Origin of the sequence: Pedobacter aquatilis, assembly GCF_032678425.1 — a bacterium.
GTDB classification, from domain to species: domain Bacteria; phylum Bacteroidota; class Bacteroidia; order Sphingobacteriales; family Sphingobacteriaceae; genus Pedobacter; species Pedobacter aquatilis_B.
In genome coordinates this window covers 237,843-263,092 of sequence record NZ_JAVTSG010000006.1, presented here as the reverse complement: position 1 = coordinate 263,092, position 25,250 = coordinate 237,843, and the positions used below count along the sequence as shown (strand labels likewise).

Genomic DNA, 25,250 nt, shown 5'->3' with positions numbered 1-25,250 from the left:
CCTTTAGTTGCCAATGAACAAGACCCTCACATGGTCGCCGACTTTAAAATTTTCCAGCTCCTCATCTAGTTCAATCAGGCAATTTGCCTGCGCAAATGAACTTAATCGGTAGGACTCCTGCGCACCTAGTGGTGTTGCTTTCCCATTTTCGTAGTTGCCTTTTAAAAAGTGTTTTAATCCTTTAGGCTTCGAGTAATCATGGGTAAGTGTAGCACTAAACAAATTAGTTTTGGCAGATTTGCCTGACAACTTTTTTAATGCCGGAATTACATAATTATAATAACAATTTAGCACCGATGAAGGATTTCCAGGGAGTCCAAAGATAACTTTATCTGCCTTCATTCCAAAAAACAAGGGTTTACCTGGTTTTTGCCTGACTTTATGGAAGATCTGTTCAACTCCATTGGCTGTAGAAGCCTGTAAGACAAAATCATAATCACCAACACTAACGCCACCTGTTAACAGAATCACATCATTTTCTTTAAGCGCCGTGTTCAATACTTCAGTAAGTTTGTCCAGCTTATCTTCGGCAGTTAACAGCTCAATTTCATAGATACCTTCCAGGTGCAAAGCAGCGGATAGGGAATAGGAGTTTGCTTCATAAACCTTTCCAAAATCCAGTGGTTGTCCCGGAGCCTGTAACTCATTTCCGGTAAGTATCACGGCAATTCTTGGCATCGGGTAAACCTCTACTTCGTTGATGCCAATACCTGCCAGAAAAGCCATTGCTGCAGGCCCCAATTGATCGCCCTTGTGCATCGCTACCGCACCGGCTCTGATTTCTGAACCTACCTGGCGAACGTTGTCGCCAAATTTTAACCGGTCATCCTGAAGCTGGATTAGCTCACCGATTTTACTAATCTTCTCCTGCATGATAACGGTATCTGCATTTTCGGGTAGAGGGGCCCCAGTAAATATCCTGCTGGTTTCCCCAGGTCCGATGTTTATTTTTTGGTTAGTACCGGCAGCCATTTCACCTACTAAAACAAGTTCTTGATTTGGTTCGCCAAATTTTAAGGCATACCCATCCATTGAAGATTGAGCGAATGCAGGAATATCGACAGGCGCAACAATATCTTTTGCCAGTATATGTCCGGATGAATCCTTTAAATATTTTCTGACAGGCTTGAGTGATTGAATGTTTTCATCAATCAGGTCTTTTGCTTGCTCAACACTGATCATATTTATCCTCCAATAGTAATCATACTTCGGTTTTTGATTGCTTCTGCGTCGAGGCTTTCGAAGTGATTAATGAGTTGTCCGCCTAATTCCTTTTTCTTACTCCAGATGGAAGCTTTTATCAATGGAAGTACATCCTCGCCTTGTCTTAACGCTGAGAGGAGATCAGTTTCATCCGCCGAAAACAAGCAATTTTTAAGCTTGCCATCGGCAGTAAGCCGCATTCTGTTACAGGTACTGCAAAAGGGTGCCGTCATGGTACTGATGATGGAAAAGGAACCTTGGTGACCAGGGATCATGTAGCCTTTAGCAGTATCGTTGGGTGCAGCTTCCACAGGCAATACCACAAAATCCTTTTCTATAACCGAAAGTATTTCCTGAAGGGAGAACATTTTGTTGCTTGTCCATTTATTGCCGGTAAATGGCATAAATTCGATAAATCTGATTTGGATTGGATTATGCATTGTCCAATCTATAAAATCTTTAATTTCATTGTCATTGAGCCCTTTCATCACCACCATATTAATCTTGACGGCTATTTTGTGATGCAACAATAGTTCGATATTACTGCGTACCTGATGAAAAACATCACGCCGGGTAATCATAAAGAACTTTTCTGCCTGTAGGGTATCGAGACTGATATTGATGGTTTTGATTCCTGCTTTAATGAGCGTGGGCAGCATCTCTGCAATGCGGGTACCGTTTGTCGTAATGACCAGTTCTACGGGCAGTTTTCCTAGTCCGGTTATGATTTCTGCGGCATCTTTTCTCACTAAAGGCTCTCCACCGGTCAGGCGGATTTTTTTTACACCCTGCCTGACAAAACTTTCAGCCAGAGAAAGAATTTCATGGGGTTGCATTAACCTGGAAGCCGGTGTGAAATCATAATCTTCTTCAGGCATACAATAAAAGCAGCGGAAATTGCAATTATCGGTTAACGATATTCGCAAATAATCATGTACCCTTCCAAACGAATCTGCTATCATTTATTGTTTATTAATTTATTATAATCTGCCGGTGTATCAATGTCAATCACCCCCTGATCAAAAGAAATGGTTGTTGTATCCCCGGCATTTGCTTCAATTATCTTTTTAGCGCCGGATTGCCCGACTAAATTTAACAATTCCCCAAAATATTTTCGGGAAAAAAGTGAGGGTGTTCCTGAAATTCCTGAATAGCTGGAAGTTACAATCCCTTTACCGCTGGATCTTAGTTTCTCCTCCAATGCACTCAGAATTTCGCAGGATAAATGGACCTGGTCTGCTACGGCTATGATAACATTTTCAATATTTTCATCATTTTCAATTGAGTATTTAAGTCCAGCCTTAATGCTCGAAGACATACCCTGATCCCAGCTTTCATTAATACAATAACAAACCTGTGGATTTTGAGAATGCTTTTTGATTTCCTCCGCATAAGCCCCTAGAACAACCACGACCGGGCAAAAAGTTGTTTTCAGTGATTCTGTTATGGCAATATCTAACAAGGTTTTCCCATTATAAGTCAGTAACTGTTTGGGTTTCCCCATTCTGCTTGAATTGCCTGCTGCCAGTATAATGATTGCCGTACCCATTGTTAACCTTTGAGATCATAGTGGTGAATAGACTGCTTCTTATCTTTAAGCATAGCTGTAGTTGCCCCCGTAAATACGGATTTGATCTCTGCCAGGATTGAAACAGCTATTTCTTCAGCTGTTTCCGCCCCAATGTCCAGCCCAACCGGACCGTGTATGCGTTCTTCCATTTCAGTTTTACCCAACTCATCCAGCATCCTCATCAATTTCTTTTTTGGACCCAGGGTACCGATGTATGGCGCATCTTGCTGCAATAACAAGCTCAGCAGCGCAGTATCATAGTTATAGTTATGGGTCATCAGCACACATGCTGTATGACTATCAATTGAAATCTGACTCAAAAGCTGCTCTGGTTTGGCTATAATGGTGCGTGTTGCCTGTGGAAACCTCTGTAAACTGCAGTGTGTTTGTCTGCCATCTGCGACAATGATTTCCCAACCCAGGATACTGGCCATTTCTGTAAGCGGTTGTGCATCGTTACCTGCCCCGGCAATAATGAGCTGAATAGGCGGGGGGATAAACTGGAGAAAGGCTTCTATTTCATCCGCTCCAACCGAATAATTTTCAAATCGTGATAACTTTAACGTTAAGACATCAAATGCATCATTTTTTACCGAACCTGAAATTTCATCTGGTAGTTTTTCCAGACTATCTGTTTGCCTGAATAAAAGAGCTGTTCCGGGTTGGCTTTTAGTCGTCATGGAAAACAAGGTGGTAATCACACAGTTCTCCCTTCTGGCATTTGCGGCCGATAATATTTCAATCGGGTTGAGTTTATCATTAAAAAAAATCGGTTCAAAAAGAATATGAACAATACCGTTGCAACCAAGCTGAACTCCAAATTTTGCATCATCTTCGTCTGTAGTATCATAAGTGACGAGCTTGTTTTCGCCCTGATGGATGGCAGAAAGGGCTTTTCTAAGCGCATCGCCCTCTAAGCAGCCGCCGCTAATGGCACCTGTAAGCATTCCATCATCAGTCACCAGCATCCTTGCCCCAGGACGTCGGTAGGACGATCCCTCCACTTTCACAACAGTAGCCAGCGCTGCCTTTTGACTGTTTTTTTCAGCCTTACAATAGGCAGCAATGATGTCTGATATTTCTTTCATGCGATGATCAATCTATTCAAAACTACGACAAAATAGACTAAATGCTTGCCAGATCGAATGGCAACTTTCTAATTCTTTTACCTGTTAAATCGAAAATGGCTTCAGTTAGAGCCGGCGCAAATGGCGGTAATCCAGGTTCGCCGATACCACCCGCATCAGCATCATTTTCCATAATATGCACTTCAATTGCCGGAATATCTGTCATTCTTGGCATTTTATAGTCGTAGAAATTATGTTGCTCCACCAAGCCATCTTTAAAGGTAATCTGATGAATGGTAGCCGCACCAAGCCCCATCACAATTGCGCCTTCTATCTGTGCATGGATAATATCGGGATTTACATACCAACCACAATCCACAACCGCCCAGACTTTGTCGATTTTCAAAGCTTCACCTTTCTTTTTAGAGACTTTGACTACCTGAGCTACCGTGGTGCCAAAACATTCAGTGATCGCAATTCCGAATCCACTGTTTTTGCCTCGTTTTTTCCAACCAGAAACGGCTTCAATCTTATCTATCAATTTGGCTGCCCGGTCTTCCTTAAGGTATGCTCTCCTAAATTCGAGCGGATCCTTTTCAGCCTGATGAGCAAGTTCATTTACGAAACTTTCATATGCAAAGCCGTTAGTTGAGGCATATACGGAACGCCAAAACATGGTCGGTATTGGTGTTTGAAACAGGACATCCGAAAAACTGATGTTTTTGATCGTGTCAAAATAGGGCTTAAGCCAGCCTTCAGATGTACTTCGGTTAGCTTTACCATTATCTCCCGAGCGGAAATGATCGTTATTTTGTCCTGCCATCCGAAACTTAATGGCACTCACTGTATTATTTTCGATTACCCCCTGGCACCGGTAAGAAATGCCGGGACGGAAAGGTCCCTGCGTGGCATCGTCTTCGCGTGTCCATATGACCTGAACCGGAAGACCTATGGCTTTGGAAATGACCAATGCTTCATGAGGGTAATCCATTAATGCTTTCCTGCCAAAACCACCACCTAGAAAAGTCATGTTTACGATGACTTTATCAAAGGCTATACCCATTTTCTTGCTGATGTAATCCTGAATCCAGTTGGGTGCCTGAACAGGGCCCCAGATTTCAACCGTATCGCCACGATGGTGACCAATACAATTGAGTGGCTCCATTGCGCAATGGGATTGATACGGCGTTTCGTATATCACATCAAGCACTTTTTTAGCGCCTGCAACAATTCCATTAGGATTACCTTGTGTCTTCAGGATCCGGCCTTCTTCAGAAGTCAATATTTCCCGCTGTTTTTTGTAGATATCAGCAGTATTTACATGTTCGAAACCGCTGTCGTCCCATTCCACCCTGAGGGCTTTTTTTCCTTGTAATGCTGCCCAGGTAGAGGTAGCAATAACAGCAATCCCTTCACGCTCCATATCATAAACGCCCATGGCAATTTTAACCACATTCGTTACGCCTGGTATTTTACGCGCTGCAGTATCATCAAAGCTCTTCACTTTTCCACGTAGGCGGGGATTGCGCTCTACAGCGGCAAAGACCATTCCCGGGATGCGTTTATCAATTCCAAATACGGCGCCGCCATTCGTTTTTAAGGGGGTGTCCTTTCTGTGCAGGGGTTTGCCAATCAGTTTATAAGCTGAACGTGGCTTCAGCATCACCTCTTTAGGAGGTTGTAATTTAGCGGCTTCCGTTACCAGTTCACCATAATGATATTTTCTACCTGTCGGTCTGTGAATGACATGACCATCAAGGGCATAACATTCAGCAACAGGTACCGACCATTTTGCCCCTGCTGCCTGAATTAATACTTCGCGTGCAGAGGCACTGAGTTTTAGTAAATTTTTGTAGGCTCCACGAATGGTTGAACTTCCTCCTGTTAACTGACTGCCATATTTTTTTTCGTTACCCTGTGCAAACTGAATATTTACTTTTTCAAGGTCAACTTCCAGCTCTTCAGCAATGATCTGTGCAATTGAATGGTACACCCCTTGGCCCATTTCGGCCCGGTGGCTAACCAGCGTCACCTGACCTGCCGGATTAATTAATATCCAGGCTGTCAGCTCGGTATATACATCAGCAGCAACTGCTTCTCCCTCGGTCATTACCATAGCCATAGCGGCATCAGGAAGGTACAATCCCAGGAAAAATCCTGCGCTACCCAATCCTGCTGTTTTTAGAAAATTTCTTCTTGAAACTTGTTCCATGCTCATCCTATCTGATTTTAAAGAAGCTATTATTTTTTTGGTGCATAAGCACCGGTGGTAAGCCAGGTTGTCCAGGCTTTCTTAAATTCCGCGTGACTCATCGGTGGGAGTGTTCTACCTTCTCCCGGATTCCATCCAGACAATACCAGACCATCATCTGCATGCTCCAATAGCTTTTTCATATCCTTGTTCCCGTTTTGTTTTGGATCAACGAGCTGTTTAGCAAGTTGGTAAGGCGTTCTACCCTGAAAGATCATTTTCATGTTCGCAGGCGGAAGGTGCCAATTTGGGTTTCCTGGAGGTGTGTTTTTGCCTGGAGTATTAGTAGGTTGATGGCAATTGGCGCATTTCATGGCATAAAGGCCTTTTCCTTCCACACCTCGTTGCGGGTTCATCGTGTGTACATGGCTGTCATCACCCTGCAATGGAATGTTTCCTGATGGATGACAATTCATACATCTTGGGCTCATCAGCACGCTATACACTTTTTTGAATGCCGCAACAGATGCAACACTATCCTTAACAACCATCACTTTTTGAGTATTGTTATTTTTTGGTTCATTATCCAAGGCGAATGCCATTAATGTTACAAGGGAAAGAATAACACCTAAGATGTAGCTCATTCTAAGTAAACCCCGGTTTGCGTTTAACAGTTTCTTCATATTTAAGGTTATTTGGTAATTGCTGTTTTTCTTGATAATTCAGCGGCCATGTGGATGGCTTTGCGAATCCTTGGATAAGTTCCGCATCGGCATATATTTCCTGACATTGCCAAATCTATATCGGCATCAGTTGGATTCGGGTTTTCTTTTAACAAAACTGCTGCCGACATAATCTGCCCGGAGTGACAATAACCGCACTGCGGTACATTTTCTTCATTCCACGCCAACTGAAGAGGATGGTCGTTGTTTTTTGATAAGCCTTCGATTGTTACTATTTTTTGTCCTTGTGCCCTTGATACCTTAGTCACGCAGGAGCGGACCGCTTCTCCGTTCATATGCACCACACAGGCGCCACACTGGGCTACGCCGCAACCGAACTTAGTCCCTGTCAATCCGACAAGATCCCGAATTGCCCACAATAACGGCATATCCGGATCTGCTTCGATTTCGAAGTTGTGATCATTAACGTTTAATGAAATCATAAGATGAGTATATGTTTTGTTAAGCTTTATTACCCTAATATCTAATTTACAAATAAGAATGATAAGTGTTTGCCTATCGGTGAATTTGGTACAGAATCTGTAATAATGGTAGATAAGTTTAGATTGCGATGTATCAATCCGTGGGTTTATTTGCCTTTAAAGAAAAATTCCTTACCGACTAGTTTCGGGAGAAATCGTTTAGTCTATATTCTACCGGGGTCATACCGACCCTTTCTTTAAACAGTCTGGTGAAATGCTGTGGATATTTGAAGCCAAGGCTGTATGCAATTTCGCCAACGGGAAGGGCATGATCCATCAGACGGAGCTTTGCGAACTCGACAATTTTGGCATGTATAAACTCCTGGGCAGATTTTCCGGTATCTTTTTTAATGAGATCGCCGAAATAGTTAGCAGAGAAATGAAGTGATGCCGCGCAGAAGGATACCGTTGGCAATCCCTGGTTTATTGGACTTTCGGAATTGAAATAGTCATTCAGAAGGATTTCGAGGCGCTCGGGAATGCCTTTGTGCATATCTTCCCTGGTGATAAATTGCCTGTCGTAATACCGGGTACAGTAACTCAATAATAATTCAATATTCGCAGTGATGAGCTTTCGGCTATGTTTGTCCAGCGCGTGGCTAAGTTCGTGCAATACTTTGTGAAAACATCCTCTGACAGTTTCCTGCTCAGCTTTTGAGAGGTGTAAAGCTTCAGTGATTTCGTAAGAAAAAAAACTGTACCCACTAACCAGCTCACCCAAAACAGTACCGTTTAATAAATCCGGATGAAAAAGCAATGCCCAACCTCTTGGGGCCTCAACTATTGCCTCATTTGGAATTCCTACAATCTGACCGGGTCCCAATGCAACCACTGTTCCTTCCTGATAATCGTAATGGCTTCTGCCATAAAACAAGTCCCCACATTTCTTTTCCTTTAAATAAATACTGTATAGGTTAAACTGGTACCTTCCGGGGCTTAGTTGTTTTGCTTTTGAAACGTCTATCGCAGTCACCAAGGGATGCAAGGTTTCAATTCCCCGCAAATTATTGTATTGGGTAATATTGTCGATTTTGATGAGCTCCACCATATTCTTTTGTTTGATATTTTTCTGGTATTAGTCCAAACCCTTTTTCTTTAAGAAATCGGACATCAAGTCTGCAATTTCAAGATTATTTAAATCAGAAAACGGGAAGTGTGTATTGCCTTTAATACCAATTTCCGGCAGATGCACCACTGTTACATCGCCTCCATATTTGTTTACCATATCTCGCCAGAGCCTTGCCATCTCCAGTCTTGCCCTCCAACCATCTGCCCCGGGTTCGGCAATTTGCTTCTGCGGTATATTATCACCGTAATAAATGATAATTGGAATTTTAGTTAATTTAAGAAAATCATCTTTGCTGACCTCACTAGGTGTTAACGGTCCCGCCGAACTGGCGACTGATGCCGGAGCTTCACCTTTAGGAAACACAAATCCACTTCCGGGTTCATAAGATACAATTGCTTTGATATTCGGATTTTTGATTGCCGTTGCCCAGCCAAATCCCCCGGAATGTGAGTGTGTAACCAAAATACCCTGACCTATCTTTTTGAATAGATTATCAATAGCGCTGGTAATAACTTCGGTATCAAAATCACCAATATTTGGTGTTATTTGCCTGAAATACTGATTGAGTGTTTCTTCATCTTTAGCGAACTGAACTCCCGGGTAATAATTCGGCCAAACACCAACCCTAAAAACACCAAACCATTGCTGTTCATCAGGGATTGGATTTATCGTTGCCGGCACATTGCTGCGTCCGGCATTTCCACGTCTTGGCTGATCGATCAGGTAAACACCAAACCGACGTTTTAAGAAGATATTCTGAAATCCATCTCTACCATCAGGGGTTGTTTCCCAGGTTTTGGAAAACTGCCCAATGCCATGCCAGAATATTAAGGGAAGTTTTCTGGCTTTATCAGGAATCTGGTAATTAATATATGCGTGGTCTCCGTGATATGTCTGTCCTTCGGGCGTTCTCTTGATCGGGTCAAAAACTCCAGGATTTTTGATTACTGATCCACCAACTGCAAAACTTCCCTGATTTTTAATTGGAATAATTGCCGAATCAGAATTTTTCCTAACAGTGCTACAAGCCATCATCACTGAAAGTACAAGGTATCCCAGCATTTTTATCGGAAAGGTTTTCTTCTTATTGGATTTGATCATAGCTGTTAATTATAAATATTATGCTTTTGGATTTATTACAACAAATATCCAAACATTAATCACCAGGCAAGTATATAAATCACTGAATCATCTACCAATTTCACCTTAGAAAGATTTTTTTATAGGCTTTCAAACAGATAAATCGAGGTTTTTGGTAGAACTTTCAGTAATATGTATCATTACAGGGTTCCAAAATCTTTGATATTTGTATCATCAGATTAGCGGGAGCTGAAATTATCATAATTGTCAATTGTGTAAACGTTATTTCAGATCTCTTAAAATTAGCTTTAAAATTTATAACCAGTTTAAAAAAATGGATTTCCTTTTGAGAAAACATATTATACTTTCCATGCTTGCTATTCTTCCTTTTTGTTATAACCTAAAAGCGCAATCATTAGTAAGTAGGCAAGAATCAAATTTTACTGGAAAAGTCTCTGTAAAAATGCTTACTTCTGCCGAGAATCCTTTGGATTGTACGATGGGAAACGTGAGTTTTCAGCCTGGAGCCAGAACAAATTGGCATAAGCATCCCGGCGGGCAGATATTAATGATTACAGAAGGAACTGCATTTTATCAGGAAAGAGGAAAGCCAAAGCGTTTGATCCGGAAAGGGGAGGTTGTTACTTGCCTTCCAAACGTCGAGCATTGGCATGGCGCTTCTAAGGATAGCGCAATGACACATCTGGCTGTTGGTCCAAATACGGATAAAGGCAAGGTAGTCTGGTTAGAAAAAGTTGGAGACGATGTTTATCAGAAATAGCGAAACAAAAATTTAAGATGACGAAAACTAAAAAAATAATTATAGCAGTATTTACGCTAATCGTGGGTAGCGGTGAAGTTTTTTCTCAAACTTCCGAACTGGAATTGAACGAAAGGCAGAAGCGCATTGTTGGTATTGCCGCATTGGGAGCAAAAGGCAACCAGGTATTATTGGCTAGTGAGCTGGCTTCCGGACTTGATGGTGGGTTAACAATAAATGAAACAAAAGAGATATTTATTCAACTCTCCGCATATGCAGGCTTCCCTCGCAGCTTAAACGCAATAAACACCTTAAAGAAAGTTGCTGATGAGCGTAAGGCAAATGGCAAGACTGACCTGATCGGAAAGGAAGCGATTCCCTTAGATACAACGATGAGCAGGTATCAACTGGGTAAGAACAATCTGGAGAAGTTATCAGGAAGACCAGAGGGGCAAAAAGCAGGTTATGCAGAATATGTTCCTGTCATAGAAATCTTTTTAAAAGAGCACCTATTTGCAGATATTTTCAGCAGGGGCATATTGAGTTACCAGGATCGCGAGCTGGTCACGGTATCTGCACTTGCATCAATGGGCGGCTTAGATGCCCAACTACAGGCTCATTTAGGCTTAAGCTTGACCAATGGTTTGACTGGCAGTCAGCTTCAGCAAATGTTAAAGATTGTCGGTAAACTCATCGGAGCAAATGAGGCCTCGGCCGGAACACTGGTTTTAAACAAGGTTTTGGCTGCAAGCGCAAATAATAAGTAAAGTTTAATCATAATTTTTTTTCATAGGTAAAGCGGTCGAAGCCGGAACGGATGTTTCGGCATTCTTTCCGACAAACGCTAAACAATTACAGATTATACCAATTACTGAATCTTATACCAAAATTACTGATTGGGAACCTCATATTTTGGTAGCCCATTACATATCTTAAGTTTGTAAATCATTTAATCAATCCCACATGGAAGCTATATTAAAATTCGACTCGATATCCAGTTATAATGATTTTAATAATCACCAAACGCTACATCCGTTAGTAAGTATCGTAGATTTATCAAAAGCTTCTCCAAGAGAGTCGAGAAGAATGGCATATGGTTTTTACACCATTTTCCTTAAGCAGATTAAGTGTGGCGATCTCAGATATGGTCTAGATTACTATGATTACGAGGAAGGAACACTGATTTTTTTAGCGCCAGATCAAGTAATTGGTGAAAATAATCCTGAAAATGTTTATCAGCCGCAAGGAATCGCACTTGTATTTCACCCGGACTTATTGCATGGTACGGCGCTCGGTAGGCATATGAATGATTATTCCTTCTTTTCATATCAGGTTCGTGAAGCACTACACCTCTCGGTACAGGAACGTGATATTATTTTAGATTGCTTTTTAAAAATTCAGTACGAACTCGAACAGAATATAGACAAGCACAGTAAAAAACTGGTAACTGCTAATATCGAGCTTTTCCTGGATTATTGCACGCGTTTTTACGACAGGCAGTTCATTACTCGTGATAATGTAAATAAAGGTATTGTTGCCCGTTTTGAAACACTGCTAAATGACTATTTTAAGAGTGATAAACCACAATTGCTTGGCCTGCCGAACGTGAATTATTGCGCAGACCAGCTAAATCTTTCGGCAAACTACTTTGGAGATCTCATAAAAAAGGAAACAGGAAAATCCGCATTGGAAGTGATTCAGTTTAAAACGATTAGCCTGGCTAAGGAGAAAATCTTTGACTCTGAGAAGACTGTAAATGAGATCGCTTATGAACTGGGTTTTAAATATCCACAACATTTCAGCAGGGTGTTTAAGCAGCGCGTAGGCTATTCACCAAATGAGTACCGAAAACTGAATTAAATTCCAAAAATCCAGCAAATAAACCATCAATATCCATACTATGTACAAGATCAAAATTTTGGCATATGCTATCTGCATGTCCTTTATTTCACTAAACTCCTTTTCGCAGGTTGCTGATACCACACAACGTTCCTTCCAGTTAGGCCAGATTAATATAAAAGGAATTCGTGACAGTTTGCGTTCCAGCCGCTTAAATGCGGGACAGCTCAATCTCTATAACAGATATGATGTATCCCATGCATTAAATCTTTTACCGGGAATCACCCTTACTGCGGTCGGCCCAAGAAATGAATCTGCAGTGAATGTAAGGGGCTTTGATCTTAGGCAGGTACCTATTTATCTGGATGGGGTTCCATTGTACGTTCCTTACGATGGCTATGTCGACCTGGCCCGTTACAATACTTTTAATCTCTCGGAAATAATTGTTGCAAAGGGATATTCATCAATTCTTTATGGGCCGAATGCTGAAGGTGGTGCCATTAATCTGATCAGCAGGAAGCCTTCAAAATCCCTGGAACTGAATGCAGCAGCAGGATACCTGAGTGGTGGATACCGGTTAAATACCAATATAGGTGGAACGCTTGGTAAATTTTATTATCAGCTTTCCGCTTCACAACTAAAAAGAGATTTCTTTCCGCTATCAAAGGATTTTAAGCCAGTTGCTACTGAAGACGGAGGGCGACGGGATAATGCCTATAATAATGATATTGATTTGAGTGGAAAGGTCGGCTTTACACCTTCTGCTTCACAGGAGTATGCCATAGGATATAATTATCATCATGGAAAAAAAGGTACACCGGTTTATGCAGGAGCAGATACCCAAAATTCACTATTGAGAAATCCAAGGTATTGGCAGTGGCCTAAATGGGATACTCAAGGCATCTATCTGCTGAGCAATAACAAACTCAATGCGACTAATGTCATTAAAACCCGTTGGTTCTATGATAAATTCATAAACCAGTTAAATAGCTATGATAATGCCACTTATACTACCATGACACGTGGTTATGCTTTTACGAGTAATTATGATGATTATACACTTGGGAATAGTATTGTATTTGAAAATACTGACATCAGCAACAACGTTTTTAGTGTGGTCGGTCAGTTCAAACAAGATGTTCACAAAGAACATAATGCGGGCGAGCCCATTAGAAGGAGTGCTGACAATAATTTCTACGTTGGTTTAGAGGATACTTATCATATTACATCAGCATTAAAGGTAAATGCCGGGTTAGCCTATAATAACCGCCGCAGTACACAGGCCCAGCAATTTACGGGTAATGTGATTTCTGATTTGCCTGCAAATAGTAACGATGCCTGGAATATTCAGGGGCTCATTCAATACGATTTTACGGAGCGTAATACACTGTCATTTTCAGTAGCGAGAAAAACCCGTTTTGCAACGATTAAAGACAGGTATTCCTATCGCTTCGGAACGGCAATCCCCAATCCGGACCTGAAGGCTGAAAATGCACTTAATTATGATTTAAGTTATCATGCACTGTTTTTTGAAAAGCTTTCTGTAGATATCTCAGGATTTTATAGCAAGATAGGCAATAGCATCCAAACCGTTAATAACGTTCGCCGTGACCCTGTTACCAATGTCAACCAGTCGCAAATCCAGAACGTTGGAAGGGCAGAATTTTATGGGGCGGAATTTGCAGCTGGCTATGCCTTGCTTTCTAATCTCCGGGCAGATGTCAATTATAGCTACATCAAAAGAAACAATCTTTCAGCACCGCAGATTTACCTTACGGATGTTCCAAATCACAAGGTTTTCGCGTCTTTGCAATACCATCCTGTTTCAAAATTGTACATCCTAGCCTCCGAAGAATTTAACTCCAAAAGGTACAGTACAAGTTATGGTACGGTATCAGGGGCATTTTACCTGACCAATGTGAAAGCAAATTGGAAATTACCAAAAGGATTCAGCATAGAAGGGGGTGTAAATAACATTTTTGATAGAAATTATACTTTGGTAGAGGGTTTTGCAGAACAAGGCAGAAACTATTTTGCAAATCTGATTTTCAATTATTAGAAGATATAGATAAAGCATTTTATCTTTGATAAGATTGATGATCCATTTAGCCAAGATATTGTCAAAAACAGTTTAATAGAAATACTGGAAAAAAAATGAAGAAAAATAAATTCTTGCTTATTTCAGGTGTACTACTGCTGTTTCTGGCACTTTTTAGTCTGTCATCACTTAAATATGAAGAGGAGGGGCTTAGCAAAGGTAAATATGATTTCGTTTTTCCCGCCAATTTTGGCAACCGGATAAATGTTCCGGAGGATAATTTAACGACTAAAGAAGGCGTATATCTGGGTAGAAGGCTTTTTTACGAAGTCCGCCTGTCTGCAAATAATTCCATTTCTTGCGGCAGCTGCCACATGCAGGATAAGGCCTTTACAGATGGTAAGCGATTCAGTACTGGTGTTGATGGCGTGAATACGGAGCGGAATAGCATGGCGCTGGTCAATTTATTATGGAACCGTAAGTTTTTTTGGGACGCCCGCTCAAACACCCTTGAAGATCAGGCAAGCTTCCCAATGACCAGTCCACATGAGATGGGGCAGTCTTTAGCTGCAACAGTTAAAAAACTCCAGTCTACTGATTTCTATCCACCCCTTTTCAAACAGGTTTATGGCGATGAGCGAATCACAAGTGATCGGATTTTTAAGGCACTATCCCAATTTGAAAGAACATTAATTTCAGCAGATTCTAAGTACGATAAATATTTGAATCAAACCTTGAGGCTCTCACCCGCCGAGATGAGGGGAATGATACTTTTTAATACCGCACCGAATCCAGATAAATCCATTAGAGGTGCAAATTGTACCCATTGCCATGGGGAAGCGAAAACTTATCTCGAGCTTTTTCACAATAATGGTTTAGATAGTATCTATCAGGATACGGGTATTGGCAGGATCACCGGTGCAAAAAGCGATGAAGGAAGATTTAAGGTGCCAACCCTTCGCAACATAGCGCTGACTGCACCATATATGCATGATGGGAGATTTTCTACCCTGGAAGAGGTTATTGAACATTATAGCGAACATGTGCAGTTCTCGAATGCACTTAGCGCTTTTTTACAGAATGAATCTAATGTAAAAGGTGCAATACCTGTAAAACTTTTACCTCAGGAAAAAAAAGACCTTGTGGCCTTTCTTAATACCTTAACCGATTCAACATTTATTAGCAATCCTAAATTTTCAAATCCTTTCAATAAACACTAACATGAAAAAATATATCCTTTCCGCACTTTTTCAACTTTTAACCTTAACCGGTATCCTAACATCTGGTTTTGCTCAGGGAAAGACTGAAGCATCCATCAAGATCTCTGGGGAGGTAAAAACACCAATCACGATTACCTTGGCCGACCTGGCTAAAATGACAAGGATTGAGGTTTCCAGAAAAGACAGGGACAATAAAGATCATATTTACTCTGGTGTTTCCTTGTCAATGCTTTTAACCCAGGCAGGAGCTACCATGGGAAAAGACCTTCGGGGCGAAAACCTGGCTAAATATGTGGTTGTTGAGGCAAGTGACGGTTATCAGGTACTTTTTTCCCTGGCCGAACTCGATTCAGAATTTTCTGATGACAAGATTATACTTGCTGATAGCATTGACAATAAACTCTTGCCGGCAGCTGATGGTCCGTTTCGGGTCATCGTGCAGAATGACAAACGCCCGGCAAGGTGTATCAAGCAGGTGACCGGTATTAAAATCGGTTTCGCAAAATAAATTTACATCACTAAGTTTAATCCCATGAACAGACTAAGATTTGCATTCCCGTTGTTAACACTGGTTATTTTATTAAGTGCAACTGACCAGTTATTGGCCCAGAAACTTCGTATTGCCGTTGCCGCAAATGCTCAGGGGCTAATTAAAAAGCTGCAGGCCGATTTCAAAAAACGCACCGGAATTGAATCTGAAGTTATTATTGGCGCATCCGGCAAATTAACAACCCAAATCATGAATGGGGCACCTTATGAAATCTTTCTTTCCGCAGATACCGAGTTTCCTGAAAAGCTATATAACGATGGCTTTGGAGTCAGTAAAACAAAGATATATGCCTTGGGAAGCTTAATTGTATGTGGGCAGTTTTCTAGAAATATAAAAGATTGGCAAAGTCTGCTTAAGTCTGGAAAGATTAATAAAATAGCCATTGCAAACCCAAAGACTGCACCTTACGGCAGGGCAGCCGAGGAATCCCTAAGTTTTTATCAGTTGGATAAAATTGTGCAAAGTAAGCTCGTTTTCGGTGAAAGTATTTCGCAGGTAAATTCCTATATCCAGACAGGTGTTGTGGGTTTAGGATTTACGACTGAAGCTTTTTTGTACGAAACAGCCAGCCAATCCAAACTTAATTGGGTAAGAGTTGATTCTAAAAGTTACCGTAAGATTGAACAGGGCGTAATTTTGCTTTCCTTTGCAAAAAAGACTGGACTAGAAAGGGCTCAGAAATTTTATGACTACCTTTCCTCAGCAGCAGCAAAGAAAATAATCCGCAGCAGCGGTTATCATTTGCCTGAATAAACCTGAGAATCAATGGATATGGAACCTATATGGCTCAGCATCAGACTGGCTATCATTACAACTTTAATATTGCTGGTCATTGGCATACCTATCGCTTATTGGCTGTCGCGAAAACAAAATATTTTTAAGCTAATTAGCGAGGCGCTAATTACCATGCCTTTGGTACTGCCCCCTTCAGTTTTAGGTTTTTATCTGCTTTTAGCCTTTAGCCCTAATAACAGTCTTGGGAGATGGCTACACAGGAATTTTGATTTGCAATTTGTATTCTCGTTTAAAGGACTCATCCTAGCGTCAGTTATTTATAGTTTACCTTTTATGGTGAGTCCTTTGAAAGCTGCCTTTTCACATTTGCCAAAATCAATGGCAGAGGCCGCTTATGTTATGGGGAAAACTAAAATTCAGACATTTTTCCATGTTCTTCTTCCAAATATCAAACCTTCGGTTTTCACGGCCGCTGTGCTGACATTTGCGCACACGTTAGGGGAATTTGGTGTAGTGCTGATGATTGGAGGCAATATTCCCGGAGAAACCAAGGTAGCTTCTATAGCCATCTATGATGCAGTGGAAACCATGGACTATGCCTCTGCAAACGCCTATGCATTAATTTTATTTGCCATTACTTTTATTATAGTCATTAGCGTCTTTGTCATCAACAGAAATGCGGTAAAAAGTCCTTTCGAATGATCAAGGTTCAGATTAAGAAAAAAATCGGAGGTAAGTATGGAACCTTAAACCTGGATGTGGATACAAAATTTCACCTCAATACCCTCACGCACATCGTTGGGCCATCCGGAATAGGTAAAACCACATTTTTGAAAATAATGGCAGGCCTCATACAACCAGATTCGGGGAATATTAGTTTTGATACAGATCCCTGGTACGATGGGCAAACCGCCTTTTCCAAAAAAGTTCAGCTCCGAAGCGTTGGGTTTGTATTTCAAGACTATGCCCTATTTCCCAATATGACCGTTGAAAAACACCTGCGTTTTGGAACTGATGATACTGATTATATAAATGAATTATTAGAAATGGGGGAGTTGAGTTTACTGGCAAAGCGCTATCCGAAACAGCTGTCCGGAGGACAGCAGCAGCGACTTGCAATCCTTCGGGCCTTGTCGACGAGACCGAAATTACTACTCTTGGACGAACCTTTCTCGGCGCTGGATTCAGAATTGAAATCAAGGTTGATCAGTAAGCTTATACCATTGCTTGAAAGATTACAGATTACTGTCCTTTTGGTCAGCCATCAGGAGAATGAGTTAAAGTATTATCCTTCCGAGTCTTATATTCTAAATGGGATTGAAGAATAGTATTTTCAATTGAAAAGAATTTATTCCCGATCGAAAAGATTTAAATCCGTGTTTTTGGTAGAAGAATCAGGAATCCATATACCTCTAATTATTTTACCGGTTTTATCTTTATAACTGTCAGGAACTGCAAAGCCTGAGTTGACAGATAACATTTAACCAAAACGGAAAGCGTGAAAAAAATAATTTTTGGAATGGCGATGCTCCTGCTCATAACAGGAACACGCTACGGACAAACCCCGGCAGCAGCCAAGCCTGCCCCAAGTAAAGCTGAACAGGAACTTTTAGACCTTTCTAAAGCAAAGTGGACTTGGATGTCAGACAAGAAAGTAGATACATTAAAGACTTTTTTCGATGACAAAGCAATGTTCGTGCATATGGGTGGGAGTTGGGGAAAATCCCGGGAATTGAATGTTATTAAAAGTGGTATGATCTGGTATAAAAAGGCAGAGGTCTACTCAGCATCTGTAAATATTTTTGAGAATGTAGCAATTTTATTAAATGAGATAGACCTTGTCGCGGTAGTAGGCCAGAATGAAGTGGTTAACCCATTTATGGTCACTGAGGTTTATATCAAGGAATCGGGGAAGTGGAAAATGGGCTCTTTGACTTTTTCGAAACTTTCCAGACCTGTTAAGATTCCTGGAGTAACTGAAGCACCAAAAAATTAGAGAAATTCAATTTGAAAATCGCTACTTTTAATATAACCGAAACTAATATCCCAGATTATGATCTGCACAACTGATCTGGCTGGCTAACAAAACATTTCATATGGAAAATTTTAATCAAAACCGAAGGGCTTTCCTGAAAACTTCAGCGCTTCTTGGGGGAGGCCTGATGATTCACTTTTCAAGCTTAGCAAAACTTGCTTTGGAGGATAAGGTAGATGCATCGTTGATTGCCGATCAATGGAGTGAGCTCACCGGATACATTAAGATAACCAAAGACAACGTGATTAAAATTCTAAATCCTAACCCTGAGTTTGGTCAGAATGTGATGACTTCTCTTCCCATGATTGTAGCCGAGGAACTGGATGTGGATTGGAAGAATGTTGTTGTTGAAATGGGACCACATGATAGCGTTAAACTTGGTCCGCAGTTCACTGGTGGCAGTAACTCGATACGGATGTACTGGAAACCATTACGTGAAGCGGGTGCAGCTGCCCGTCAGATGTTAATGGAAGCTGCTGCGAAAAGCTGGAATGTACCTTTGGAAGAAATCACGACAAAAGCCGGATCAATATTTCACGAGAAATCCAAAAAGAGTGGCAAATATGGCGATTTTGCACACCTTGCAGTCGGGGCGCCAATTCCTAAAGGCGTTAAGCTGAAGAATGTCAAGGATTTTAACGTTGTCAGAACTTCACAGAAAAATGTTGAAGGATCAAAAATTGTAAGTGGGAAACCTCTGTTTGGATTAGATTACAAACATGAGGGCATGCTTATCGCGATGATTCATCATCCTCCGGGCTTCGGAATGAAGCTTAAATCTTTCGATGCTACCCAAAGCCTTAAGATGCCTGGAATTAAGGACGTTTTCCAGATAAAATTGTATGATGATGCCTATGCTCAGGCAGGTTTTGATACAAGAACATTCAATGACCTGCTCGTTGTGGTAGGCAGGAATACCTGGGAGGTAATGAACGCCAGAAAAAAATTGGTGGTAGAGTGGATGCCAGCTGGTGATATCAAAGATATGATGGCTGGCAGGGGTGAGGCCAGGGAGGTGATTGTTCCAGGTGAATTGGAAACAACTGAGCGGCAATACCAAAAAATGCTTGAGTACGCTGATAAGCCTGCGCAACAGTTGAGAAAAGACGGAGACCCTGAGGCAGCTTTCAAAAATGCCGCGAAAATTATAGAACGAACCTATACGGGCCCTTTTTTGGCGCATAACTGTATGGAGCCGATGAACTTTTTTGCCCATGTAACCGATGAAAAAGCGTTGCTGGTTGGGCCGTTGCAAGCGCCGGGTTGGACAGAACCCACGCTTTCCAAGATATTAAAGCTCCCTGCAGACAAGATTGAAATACAGATGACCAGGATGGGCGGTGGCTTTGGTAGAAGAGCTTATGGTCATTACCTGGTTGAGGCTGCATTGATATCTAAAAAAGCAAAGGCACCGGTAAAATTGATTTACAGCAGAGAGGATGATACCACCTACGGGATTTATCGTCCCATGTATACCGCAACTTACCGTGCTGCACTGGATGCTAACAAAAACCTGACTGCTTTCCATGTGAAAGGTGGAGGTATACCAGAGCATGCTATACATGCTAACAGATTCCCGGCAGGTGCTGTGGATAATTATTTGGCAGAAGGGTGGCAGATTGCATCAAATATTACCATCGGTGCCTTCCGTGCTCCAAGGTCAAACTTTAATGCCGCTGCTGAACAGTCCTTTCTGGATGAACTGGCTGAAGCGATGGGTAAAGATCCGATAGATTTTCGTCTGGAATTGCTGAAAAAAGCTAAGGAAAATCCGGTAGGAAAAAACAATGAATATGATGCAGACCGTTATGCGGGTGTTCTTAAGCTGGTTAAGGAGAAATCCGGCTGGGGCAGTCCTGCCAACAAGAAATTTAACCGTGGTGTAGCTGCATATTTTTGCCATAATTCCTATGCTGCACACGTTGTTGATATGGTATTAAAAGATGGAGAGCCATATGTTGAGCGGGTTTGTAGTGCCATTGACTGTGGGATTGTAATCAATCCTGATGCATCAACCAATATGGTTCAGGGTGCAGTTGTGGATGGCATTGGTAATGCCCTTTATGGTGGTTTAACCCACAAAGACGGCGTAGTGGAACAGAATAATTTTCACAAATATAGGATTATCAGAATGCATGAGGCTCCGAAGAAAGTTGAAGTGCACTTTGTGAAAAATGATCTGGACCCAACCGGACTGGGTGAGCCTCCATTTCCGCCTGTATTTGGTGCTGTTGCAAATGCACTGTATAAGGCAACTGGCGAACGTTACTACAGACAACCATATGCTGTCGAATTATTAAATAAACCTGCTGTTTAAGACAAAAGTTCCGCTAAAAATATTAATTATGATTACGTTAAATATCAATAAAAAGAATTACACCGTAGATGCCGACCCGGACATGCCATTACTATGGGTTTTGAGGGATGTTATCGGGCTTGTAGGAACAAAATTCGGATGTGGAGTTGCTCAATGTGGCGCCTGTACTGTTCATGTTGATGGCCAGGCCTTTCGCTCCTGCGTAACTAAGGTGAGCCTTGCTCAAGGCAAAAAAATTACCACCATCGAAGGTTTATCTGAAAAAAATGATCATCCGCTGCAAAAAGCTTGGCTCGAACTGGATGTATCTCAATGTGGTTATTGCCAGGCTGGTCAGATCATGTCTGCTGCAGTACTTTTAAAGGAAAAAAAGAATCCGACTGACCAGGATATCAGTGATGCAATGGCAGGGAACATCTGTCGATGCGGAACTTACCTACGCATTCGAGATGCGATTCACCTTGCAGCAAAAAATGTCGCAAAGAAATAATCAATTTACAACCATATAAAATTTTACAGATGATGAAGAGGTCTATTTTCAGCTTATTACTCTTAGTTGTTATTAGCGCATGTGCTTATGCTCAAAACAACGATACCGAAAAAACAATCAAAGAACTTTCAAAAGCCAAATGGCAATGGATGGCTGATAAAAATGTAGATAAACTAGCGCAATTGTTCCATGACAAAGCAAAATTTGTTCATATGAGCGGAACCTGGAAAAAAGATGAAGAACTTGAGATTATTAAAACTGGAAGTATCTGGTATAAAAATGCAGACGTTAAAGATGTCGCTGTTGAAATTGTAGATGGCACAGCGGTTGTATGGAGTCGTTTGAAGCTGACTGCCGTAGTAAGGGGTGCTGACGCGATTACGGAATTTACCGTTACCGAGGTTTACACTAAACAAAAAAAGGACTGGAAATTATTGGCTTTGACCTTCAGTAGCGTTCGCGATACACATGTGATTAAACATTAATGCCCATCCTGTCAGGGAATTAATCTTTCAAAGGGGTTATTAAAAATCCCTTTGAAAGATATATGAATGATAATCTTTACTAACTAGCTAGTTTGCTTCCAGCTAAGAATGTGCAATTTATCACCTATCTGAACCGTTCCGGAAGCTCTATGTAATAAATTCTGACCAAACATAACCTTATTTTTCTGTAGTCTGTAAGTGGATAGCGTTTTAAGTGGTTCACTTCCTTTTTCTCCTGTTTTCTGATTAACCGTGATTAATACACATCTTGCACATGGCTTCACGCCGTTGAAGATAATATTGCCTATTTTGAAATCCTGGAAAGAGTCCTCAATATGTGCCTCCCCGCCGGTAAATACTAAATTCGGTCGGAAGCGATCCATTTCTATTGGGCTTGCAAGTTTCTCGTTCAATAAGTCAAGTGAAGATTGCCCGATAATTAGTGTCGGATAACCATCAGCAAAACTTACAGTTTCGCGATTTACTGCATATTTTGTGTCCACATTTCTTGCTGTGCTCTCTTTCATAAAGACCAGTTTTACCGGCATTTTCAGGTAGTGGGAGAACCAGTCGCTAACTTTATGGCTTACTTCAAAACCTGTTGTTTCGTCGTCCCAGATTTGAACAGGGATGGCCTCTGGCAGATATTTTTTTATGGGAAATTCAATTCTATGTTGCAAATTCAGCTTATCATATACCAAGAGTTGATCACCCTTTAAGTCTACCTGTAACAAAGCAAGGCTTGAATGTTTACGCTGACTAATAAATGTTCCCTGCTGATCGATGAGCATCCAGCGCCTGTCATATTGCAGGCCTTTTTCTTCCACTATTGTCTGATTTAAGGAAATGCCACCGAGAGACTTGATCGGATAAATATAAATTTCAGATAGATATAATTCTTCCACGTTTTAAAGTTAATCAATGTTCTTCGAAACGAGGAATAGATTTTAGTATCAGAAATATTAATTATCTATTTATTCTTTTGTAGCTTTCTGGACTTTCTTTTAGAACTCATTTTTTTTCTTTTTGTCAATCATTTATGGAATCAATTCTTCTATATCTTTCCTCAATTTCAGTAATTTTCCGAGTTCGTTATATTCTGTCATCCTTTTGTCTAGTTCTGCCATTCGCTTTAAATCAGTAATAAATTTATTGGTTATTTGAACCGCTGCCGATACCCGAATTAAAAGGTCTTAGATTTTAATTCCAAGACCTTTTTTTATGCTGATTTTTTTGCAGGCGCTTGGTTCTTTTGAAATTACTCGTCATTACTAAATGCTGATTTCTGTATCAGAAGGATTAAAAATCCTTGTTTATAGAATTATTCGACATGCGCTGCGCTAACATATCGAATAGCGGGTTCAGCATAACCTGGTCTTGGGCTTTAACATAAATCGCAAGCATTATTTTATGTTCAGGTATCGTAAGGTCAGGCGGCTACTCAATCTTAGCCATCTTTTGCAAATAGTCAACACCATGCTTAGAACTTTTCCTACCGCCAAATGTTTAGCTTTTGGCTATCTCCATATTTCAATTACGGTATTATAATGCGGGATTTGCAAGCTGCTAAACTAAAGGAAAATTCAAATGGCAAAAAGGGGACTGGTTTGGTTTAAGAATGACCTCAGGCTACACGATAATGAAACACTCATCATTGCGAACAAAGAATGCAAAGAGCTAATCTTTTGTTATTGCATCGAAAGAATGCGTTTTAAAATGCTTGACCATGGCTTTACGAAGATGGATGCCCTTAGGCTCAAATTTCTGGAACAGTCTCTTATTGATCTTCAAAAGCAACTCAAAAAAGCAGGTGGGCACCTGATCATCGGAGAAAAGTCTGCCCTGGATACACTTCCAGAACTAATAGCAAAATACGAAATCACCGATATCTATGCCGAAGAAGAGTATGCCAGCGAAGAACTGTCCCTCATTGAAGAGGTGAAAGAACTTCTGCCGAAAATCAATTTCCATTTTTCCTGGGGCAAAACGCTTTACCATAAAGACGACCTGCCTTTCAAAATAGCCAAAATTCCGCTGACCAGTAAAGCTTTTAGGATTCCCCTGAGTAAAAAGGCTACACCCCGCGACACTTTCGATCCGCCAAAAAAGCTCAAATCAATAAAAGGCATTAAAAGCACGCCATTCCCCGACTGCAGCATATATGGCTTTGATAAAAAAGCCTACAAAAAGCTAAGGTCGCTAGTTTCCGGAGGCGAAACCGAAGCATTGAAACGCCTGGAGTATTATACCTTCAAATCCGAACTGCTCACCGGATACCGGTGGAGCCGTAACCAATCACAAGGTTTGGATTATAGTTCCAAGTTTTCACCTTACCTGGCCCTGGGCTGCATCTCGCCCAGAACCATATACCACAAGATTAAAGCTTACGAGGATGAGGTCAAGAAAAACCAGAGTACCTGGTGGCTAGTCTTTGAGCTGGTCTGGCGGGATTATTTCACCTTCAAAGCCATGCGCTTTGGCAATAAGATTTTCGCATCGCAAGGTTTCAAAAATAAACCGGTTCAGTGGGCGCATGATAACAAAAGTTTTGAGCGTTGGAAAGAAGGGAAGACTGGTATTCCTTTCGTTGATGCCCATATGAGACAACTCAACCAGACCGGATACATGAGCAACAGGGGCAGGGTAAACTGCGCCAGCTACCTCACCCATGACCTGAAAATCGACTGGCGCTGGGGCGCGGCTTATTTTGAATCCAAGCTCATTGATTATGACGTAAGCTCGAACTGGATGAACTGGCACATGCAGGCTTTTGAAATTTACTATACCAACCCTGTCCACCAGTCCAATAAGTATAAAGCACAGGATTTCATCAGGGAGTGGATTCCAGAGCTGAAAAAAGCAAATAATACCGAGGTCTTGATACCTTGGGAATTTAATGTCAAAGCTTATCCCAAACCCATCGAAATTTATGAAAAATGGGGTAGGGCAATTGGTTTGATCAAGAAACTAAAGCCCTAAATCGAAGCAAGCCTCATCAAAAAACGTTTAATTTTTGCATATTGGTCCTTAGATAAATCAAAATTCGAACAATCAACAGCAAAACACATGAACCAATATCTGATCACTGCGATGGATTACACACACCCTGAAGCGCCGGGCAATAGGGCAAGGGTACGTCCGGCACATCTGGAAAACATGCGGCAATATAAAGATGACGGCAACCTTATCAGTGCCGGTGCAATACTGGATGAGCAAGGCGGAATGATTGGCTCGGCGTTGATTATGCAGTTTGAAACCAGGGAAGCGTTAGATGATTATCTCCATAACGACCCTTATATTTTGGAGAAGGTTTGGGAAAAGGTCGATATTAAACCTTTTAAGGTGGCTATCCTGTAATCGCTACTTCCTGATTGCTGCAAAAAAACACTACTAAATG

The 25,250-nt window shown here is 41.2% G+C and carries 25 protein-coding genes; 15 read left to right on the top strand and 10 right to left on the bottom strand.

What is annotated here, in order from left to right; genetic code table 11:
- Window positions 1-3: 3 nt before the first annotated feature.
- From glp to R2Q16_RS17830, 9 genes are all read right to left on the bottom strand, one after another.
- Window positions 4-1,182 carry a gephyrin-like molybdotransferase Glp gene (glp, locus tag R2Q16_RS17870; RefSeq protein ID WP_316739063.1) on the bottom strand — a complete coding sequence of 393 codons (1,179 nt, stop codon included), beginning with the start codon at window positions 1,180-1,182 and terminating at the stop codon, window positions 4-6.
- 2 nt (window positions 1,183-1,184) lie between these two features.
- Window positions 1,185-2,165: a GTP 3',8-cyclase MoaA gene (gene moaA, locus R2Q16_RS17865; RefSeq protein ID WP_316739061.1), complete on the bottom strand. Its 981-nt coding sequence runs from the start codon at window positions 2,163-2,165 to the stop codon at window positions 1,185-1,187.
- On the bottom strand, window positions 2,162-2,752 hold the full coding sequence (locus R2Q16_RS17860) for a nucleotidyltransferase family protein (RefSeq protein ID WP_316739058.1): 591 nt from the start codon (window positions 2,750-2,752) through the stop codon (window positions 2,162-2,164). The genes moaA and R2Q16_RS17860 overlap by 4 nt, the downstream gene beginning before the upstream one ends.
- Window positions 2,753-2,754: 2 nt before the next feature.
- Window positions 2,755-3,861 carry an XdhC/CoxI family protein gene (locus tag R2Q16_RS17855; protein WP_316739057.1) on the bottom strand — a complete coding sequence of 369 codons (1,107 nt, stop codon included), beginning with the start codon at window positions 3,859-3,861 and terminating at the stop codon, window positions 2,755-2,757.
- Window positions 3,862-3,898: 37 nt separating this feature from the next.
- A complete protein-coding gene (locus tag R2Q16_RS17850) occupies window positions 3,899-6,058 on the bottom strand; it encodes a molybdopterin cofactor-binding domain-containing protein (RefSeq protein WP_316739055.1) in 2,160 nt (719 codons plus the stop codon).
- 23 nt (window positions 6,059-6,081) lie between these two features.
- Entirely contained in the window at window positions 6,082-6,714 is a 633-nt protein-coding gene (locus tag R2Q16_RS17845; RefSeq protein WP_316739052.1) for a hypothetical protein, read from the bottom strand.
- Between the two features lie 8 nt (window positions 6,715-6,722).
- The gene (locus tag R2Q16_RS17840) at window positions 6,723-7,196 is read right to left on the bottom strand and encodes a (2Fe-2S)-binding protein (RefSeq protein WP_316739049.1); all 474 of its coding nucleotides are present in this window, start codon (window positions 7,194-7,196) and stop codon (window positions 6,723-6,725) included.
- 178 nt (window positions 7,197-7,374) lie between these two features.
- The gene (locus tag R2Q16_RS17835) at window positions 7,375-8,283 is read right to left on the bottom strand and encodes a helix-turn-helix transcriptional regulator (RefSeq protein WP_316739047.1); all 909 of its coding nucleotides are present in this window, start codon (window positions 8,281-8,283) and stop codon (window positions 7,375-7,377) included.
- A 27-nt stretch (window positions 8,284-8,310) separates the two neighbouring features.
- Window positions 8,311-9,405: an alpha/beta fold hydrolase gene (locus R2Q16_RS17830; protein WP_316739042.1), complete on the bottom strand. Its 1,095-nt coding sequence runs from the start codon at window positions 9,403-9,405 to the stop codon at window positions 8,311-8,313.
- Between the two features lie 313 nt (window positions 9,406-9,718).
- Between R2Q16_RS17830 and R2Q16_RS17825 the strand changes: the two genes are divergently transcribed.
- The 13 genes from R2Q16_RS17825 to R2Q16_RS17765 all read left to right on the top strand — a co-directional run bounded on the left by R2Q16_RS17825 (window position 9,719) and on the right by R2Q16_RS17765 (window position 21,853).
- Entirely contained in the window at window positions 9,719-10,165 is a 447-nt protein-coding gene (locus R2Q16_RS17825) for a cupin domain-containing protein (RefSeq protein ID WP_316739040.1), read from the top strand.
- Between the two features lie 17 nt (window positions 10,166-10,182).
- Window positions 10,183-10,911, top strand: a complete 729-nt coding sequence (locus R2Q16_RS17820; RefSeq protein WP_316739034.1) for a carboxymuconolactone decarboxylase family protein — start codon at window positions 10,183-10,185, stop codon at window positions 10,909-10,911.
- 196 nt (window positions 10,912-11,107) lie between these two features.
- Window positions 11,108-12,004, top strand: coding sequence for a helix-turn-helix transcriptional regulator (locus R2Q16_RS17815; RefSeq protein ID WP_316739027.1), 897 nt, complete (start codon window positions 11,108-11,110; stop codon window positions 12,002-12,004).
- 40 nt (window positions 12,005-12,044) lie between these two features.
- The gene (locus R2Q16_RS17810) at window positions 12,045-14,042 is read left to right on the top strand and encodes a TonB-dependent receptor (protein ID WP_316739026.1); all 1,998 of its coding nucleotides are present in this window, start codon (window positions 12,045-12,047) and stop codon (window positions 14,040-14,042) included.
- Window positions 14,043-14,137: 95 nt separating this feature from the next.
- Complete coding sequence (locus R2Q16_RS17805; protein ID WP_316739025.1) at window positions 14,138-15,241, top strand: cytochrome-c peroxidase; 1,104 nt, start codon at window positions 14,138-14,140, stop codon at window positions 15,239-15,241.
- A 1-nt stretch (window position 15,242) separates the two neighbouring features.
- Complete coding sequence (locus R2Q16_RS17800; RefSeq protein ID WP_316739024.1) at window positions 15,243-15,749, top strand: molybdopterin-dependent oxidoreductase; 507 nt, start codon at window positions 15,243-15,245, stop codon at window positions 15,747-15,749.
- A 24-nt stretch (window positions 15,750-15,773) separates the two neighbouring features.
- Window positions 15,774-16,544 (top strand): molybdate ABC transporter substrate-binding protein, encoded by a 771-nt coding sequence (modA, locus tag R2Q16_RS17795; protein ID WP_316739023.1) that lies wholly within the window; start codon window positions 15,774-15,776, stop codon window positions 16,542-16,544.
- A gap of 12 nt (window positions 16,545-16,556) precedes the next feature.
- Window positions 16,557-17,228, top strand: coding sequence for a molybdate ABC transporter permease subunit (modB, locus tag R2Q16_RS17790; protein WP_316739022.1), 672 nt, complete (start codon window positions 16,557-16,559; stop codon window positions 17,226-17,228).
- On the top strand, window positions 17,225-17,854 hold the full coding sequence (locus R2Q16_RS17785) for a sulfate/molybdate ABC transporter ATP-binding protein (protein WP_316739021.1): 630 nt from the start codon (window positions 17,225-17,227) through the stop codon (window positions 17,852-17,854). The genes modB and R2Q16_RS17785 overlap by 4 nt, the downstream gene beginning before the upstream one ends.
- 170 nt (window positions 17,855-18,024) lie before the next feature.
- Complete coding sequence (locus R2Q16_RS17780) at window positions 18,025-18,522, top strand: nuclear transport factor 2 family protein (protein ID WP_316739020.1); 498 nt, start codon at window positions 18,025-18,027, stop codon at window positions 18,520-18,522.
- A gap of 166 nt (window positions 18,523-18,688) precedes the next feature.
- Window positions 18,689-20,878, top strand: a complete 2,190-nt coding sequence (locus tag R2Q16_RS17775) for a xanthine dehydrogenase family protein molybdopterin-binding subunit (RefSeq protein ID WP_316739019.1) — start codon at window positions 18,689-18,691, stop codon at window positions 20,876-20,878.
- Between the two features lie 28 nt (window positions 20,879-20,906).
- Window positions 20,907-21,368, top strand: a complete 462-nt coding sequence (locus R2Q16_RS17770; protein ID WP_316739018.1) for a (2Fe-2S)-binding protein — start codon at window positions 20,907-20,909, stop codon at window positions 21,366-21,368.
- Between the two features lie 29 nt (window positions 21,369-21,397).
- Window positions 21,398-21,853 carry a nuclear transport factor 2 family protein gene (locus tag R2Q16_RS17765; protein WP_316739017.1) on the top strand — a complete coding sequence of 152 codons (456 nt, stop codon included), beginning with the start codon at window positions 21,398-21,400 and terminating at the stop codon, window positions 21,851-21,853.
- 83 nt (window positions 21,854-21,936) lie between these two features.
- On the opposite strand, the gene R2Q16_RS17760 is transcribed toward R2Q16_RS17765, so the two are convergent.
- Window positions 21,937-22,758, bottom strand: coding sequence for an MOSC domain-containing protein (locus tag R2Q16_RS17760; protein ID WP_316739016.1), 822 nt, complete (start codon window positions 22,756-22,758; stop codon window positions 21,937-21,939).
- 682 nt (window positions 22,759-23,440) lie between these two features.
- Between R2Q16_RS17760 and R2Q16_RS17755 the strand changes: the two genes are divergently transcribed.
- Both R2Q16_RS17755 and R2Q16_RS17750 read left to right on the top strand, forming a co-directional pair.
- A complete protein-coding gene (locus tag R2Q16_RS17755) occupies window positions 23,441-24,832 on the top strand; it encodes a DASH family cryptochrome (protein WP_316739015.1) in 1,392 nt (463 codons plus the stop codon).
- Between the two features lie 87 nt (window positions 24,833-24,919).
- Complete coding sequence (locus R2Q16_RS17750) at window positions 24,920-25,210, top strand: YciI family protein (RefSeq protein ID WP_316739014.1); 291 nt, start codon at window positions 24,920-24,922, stop codon at window positions 25,208-25,210.
- Window positions 25,211-25,250 lie beyond the last annotated feature (40 nt).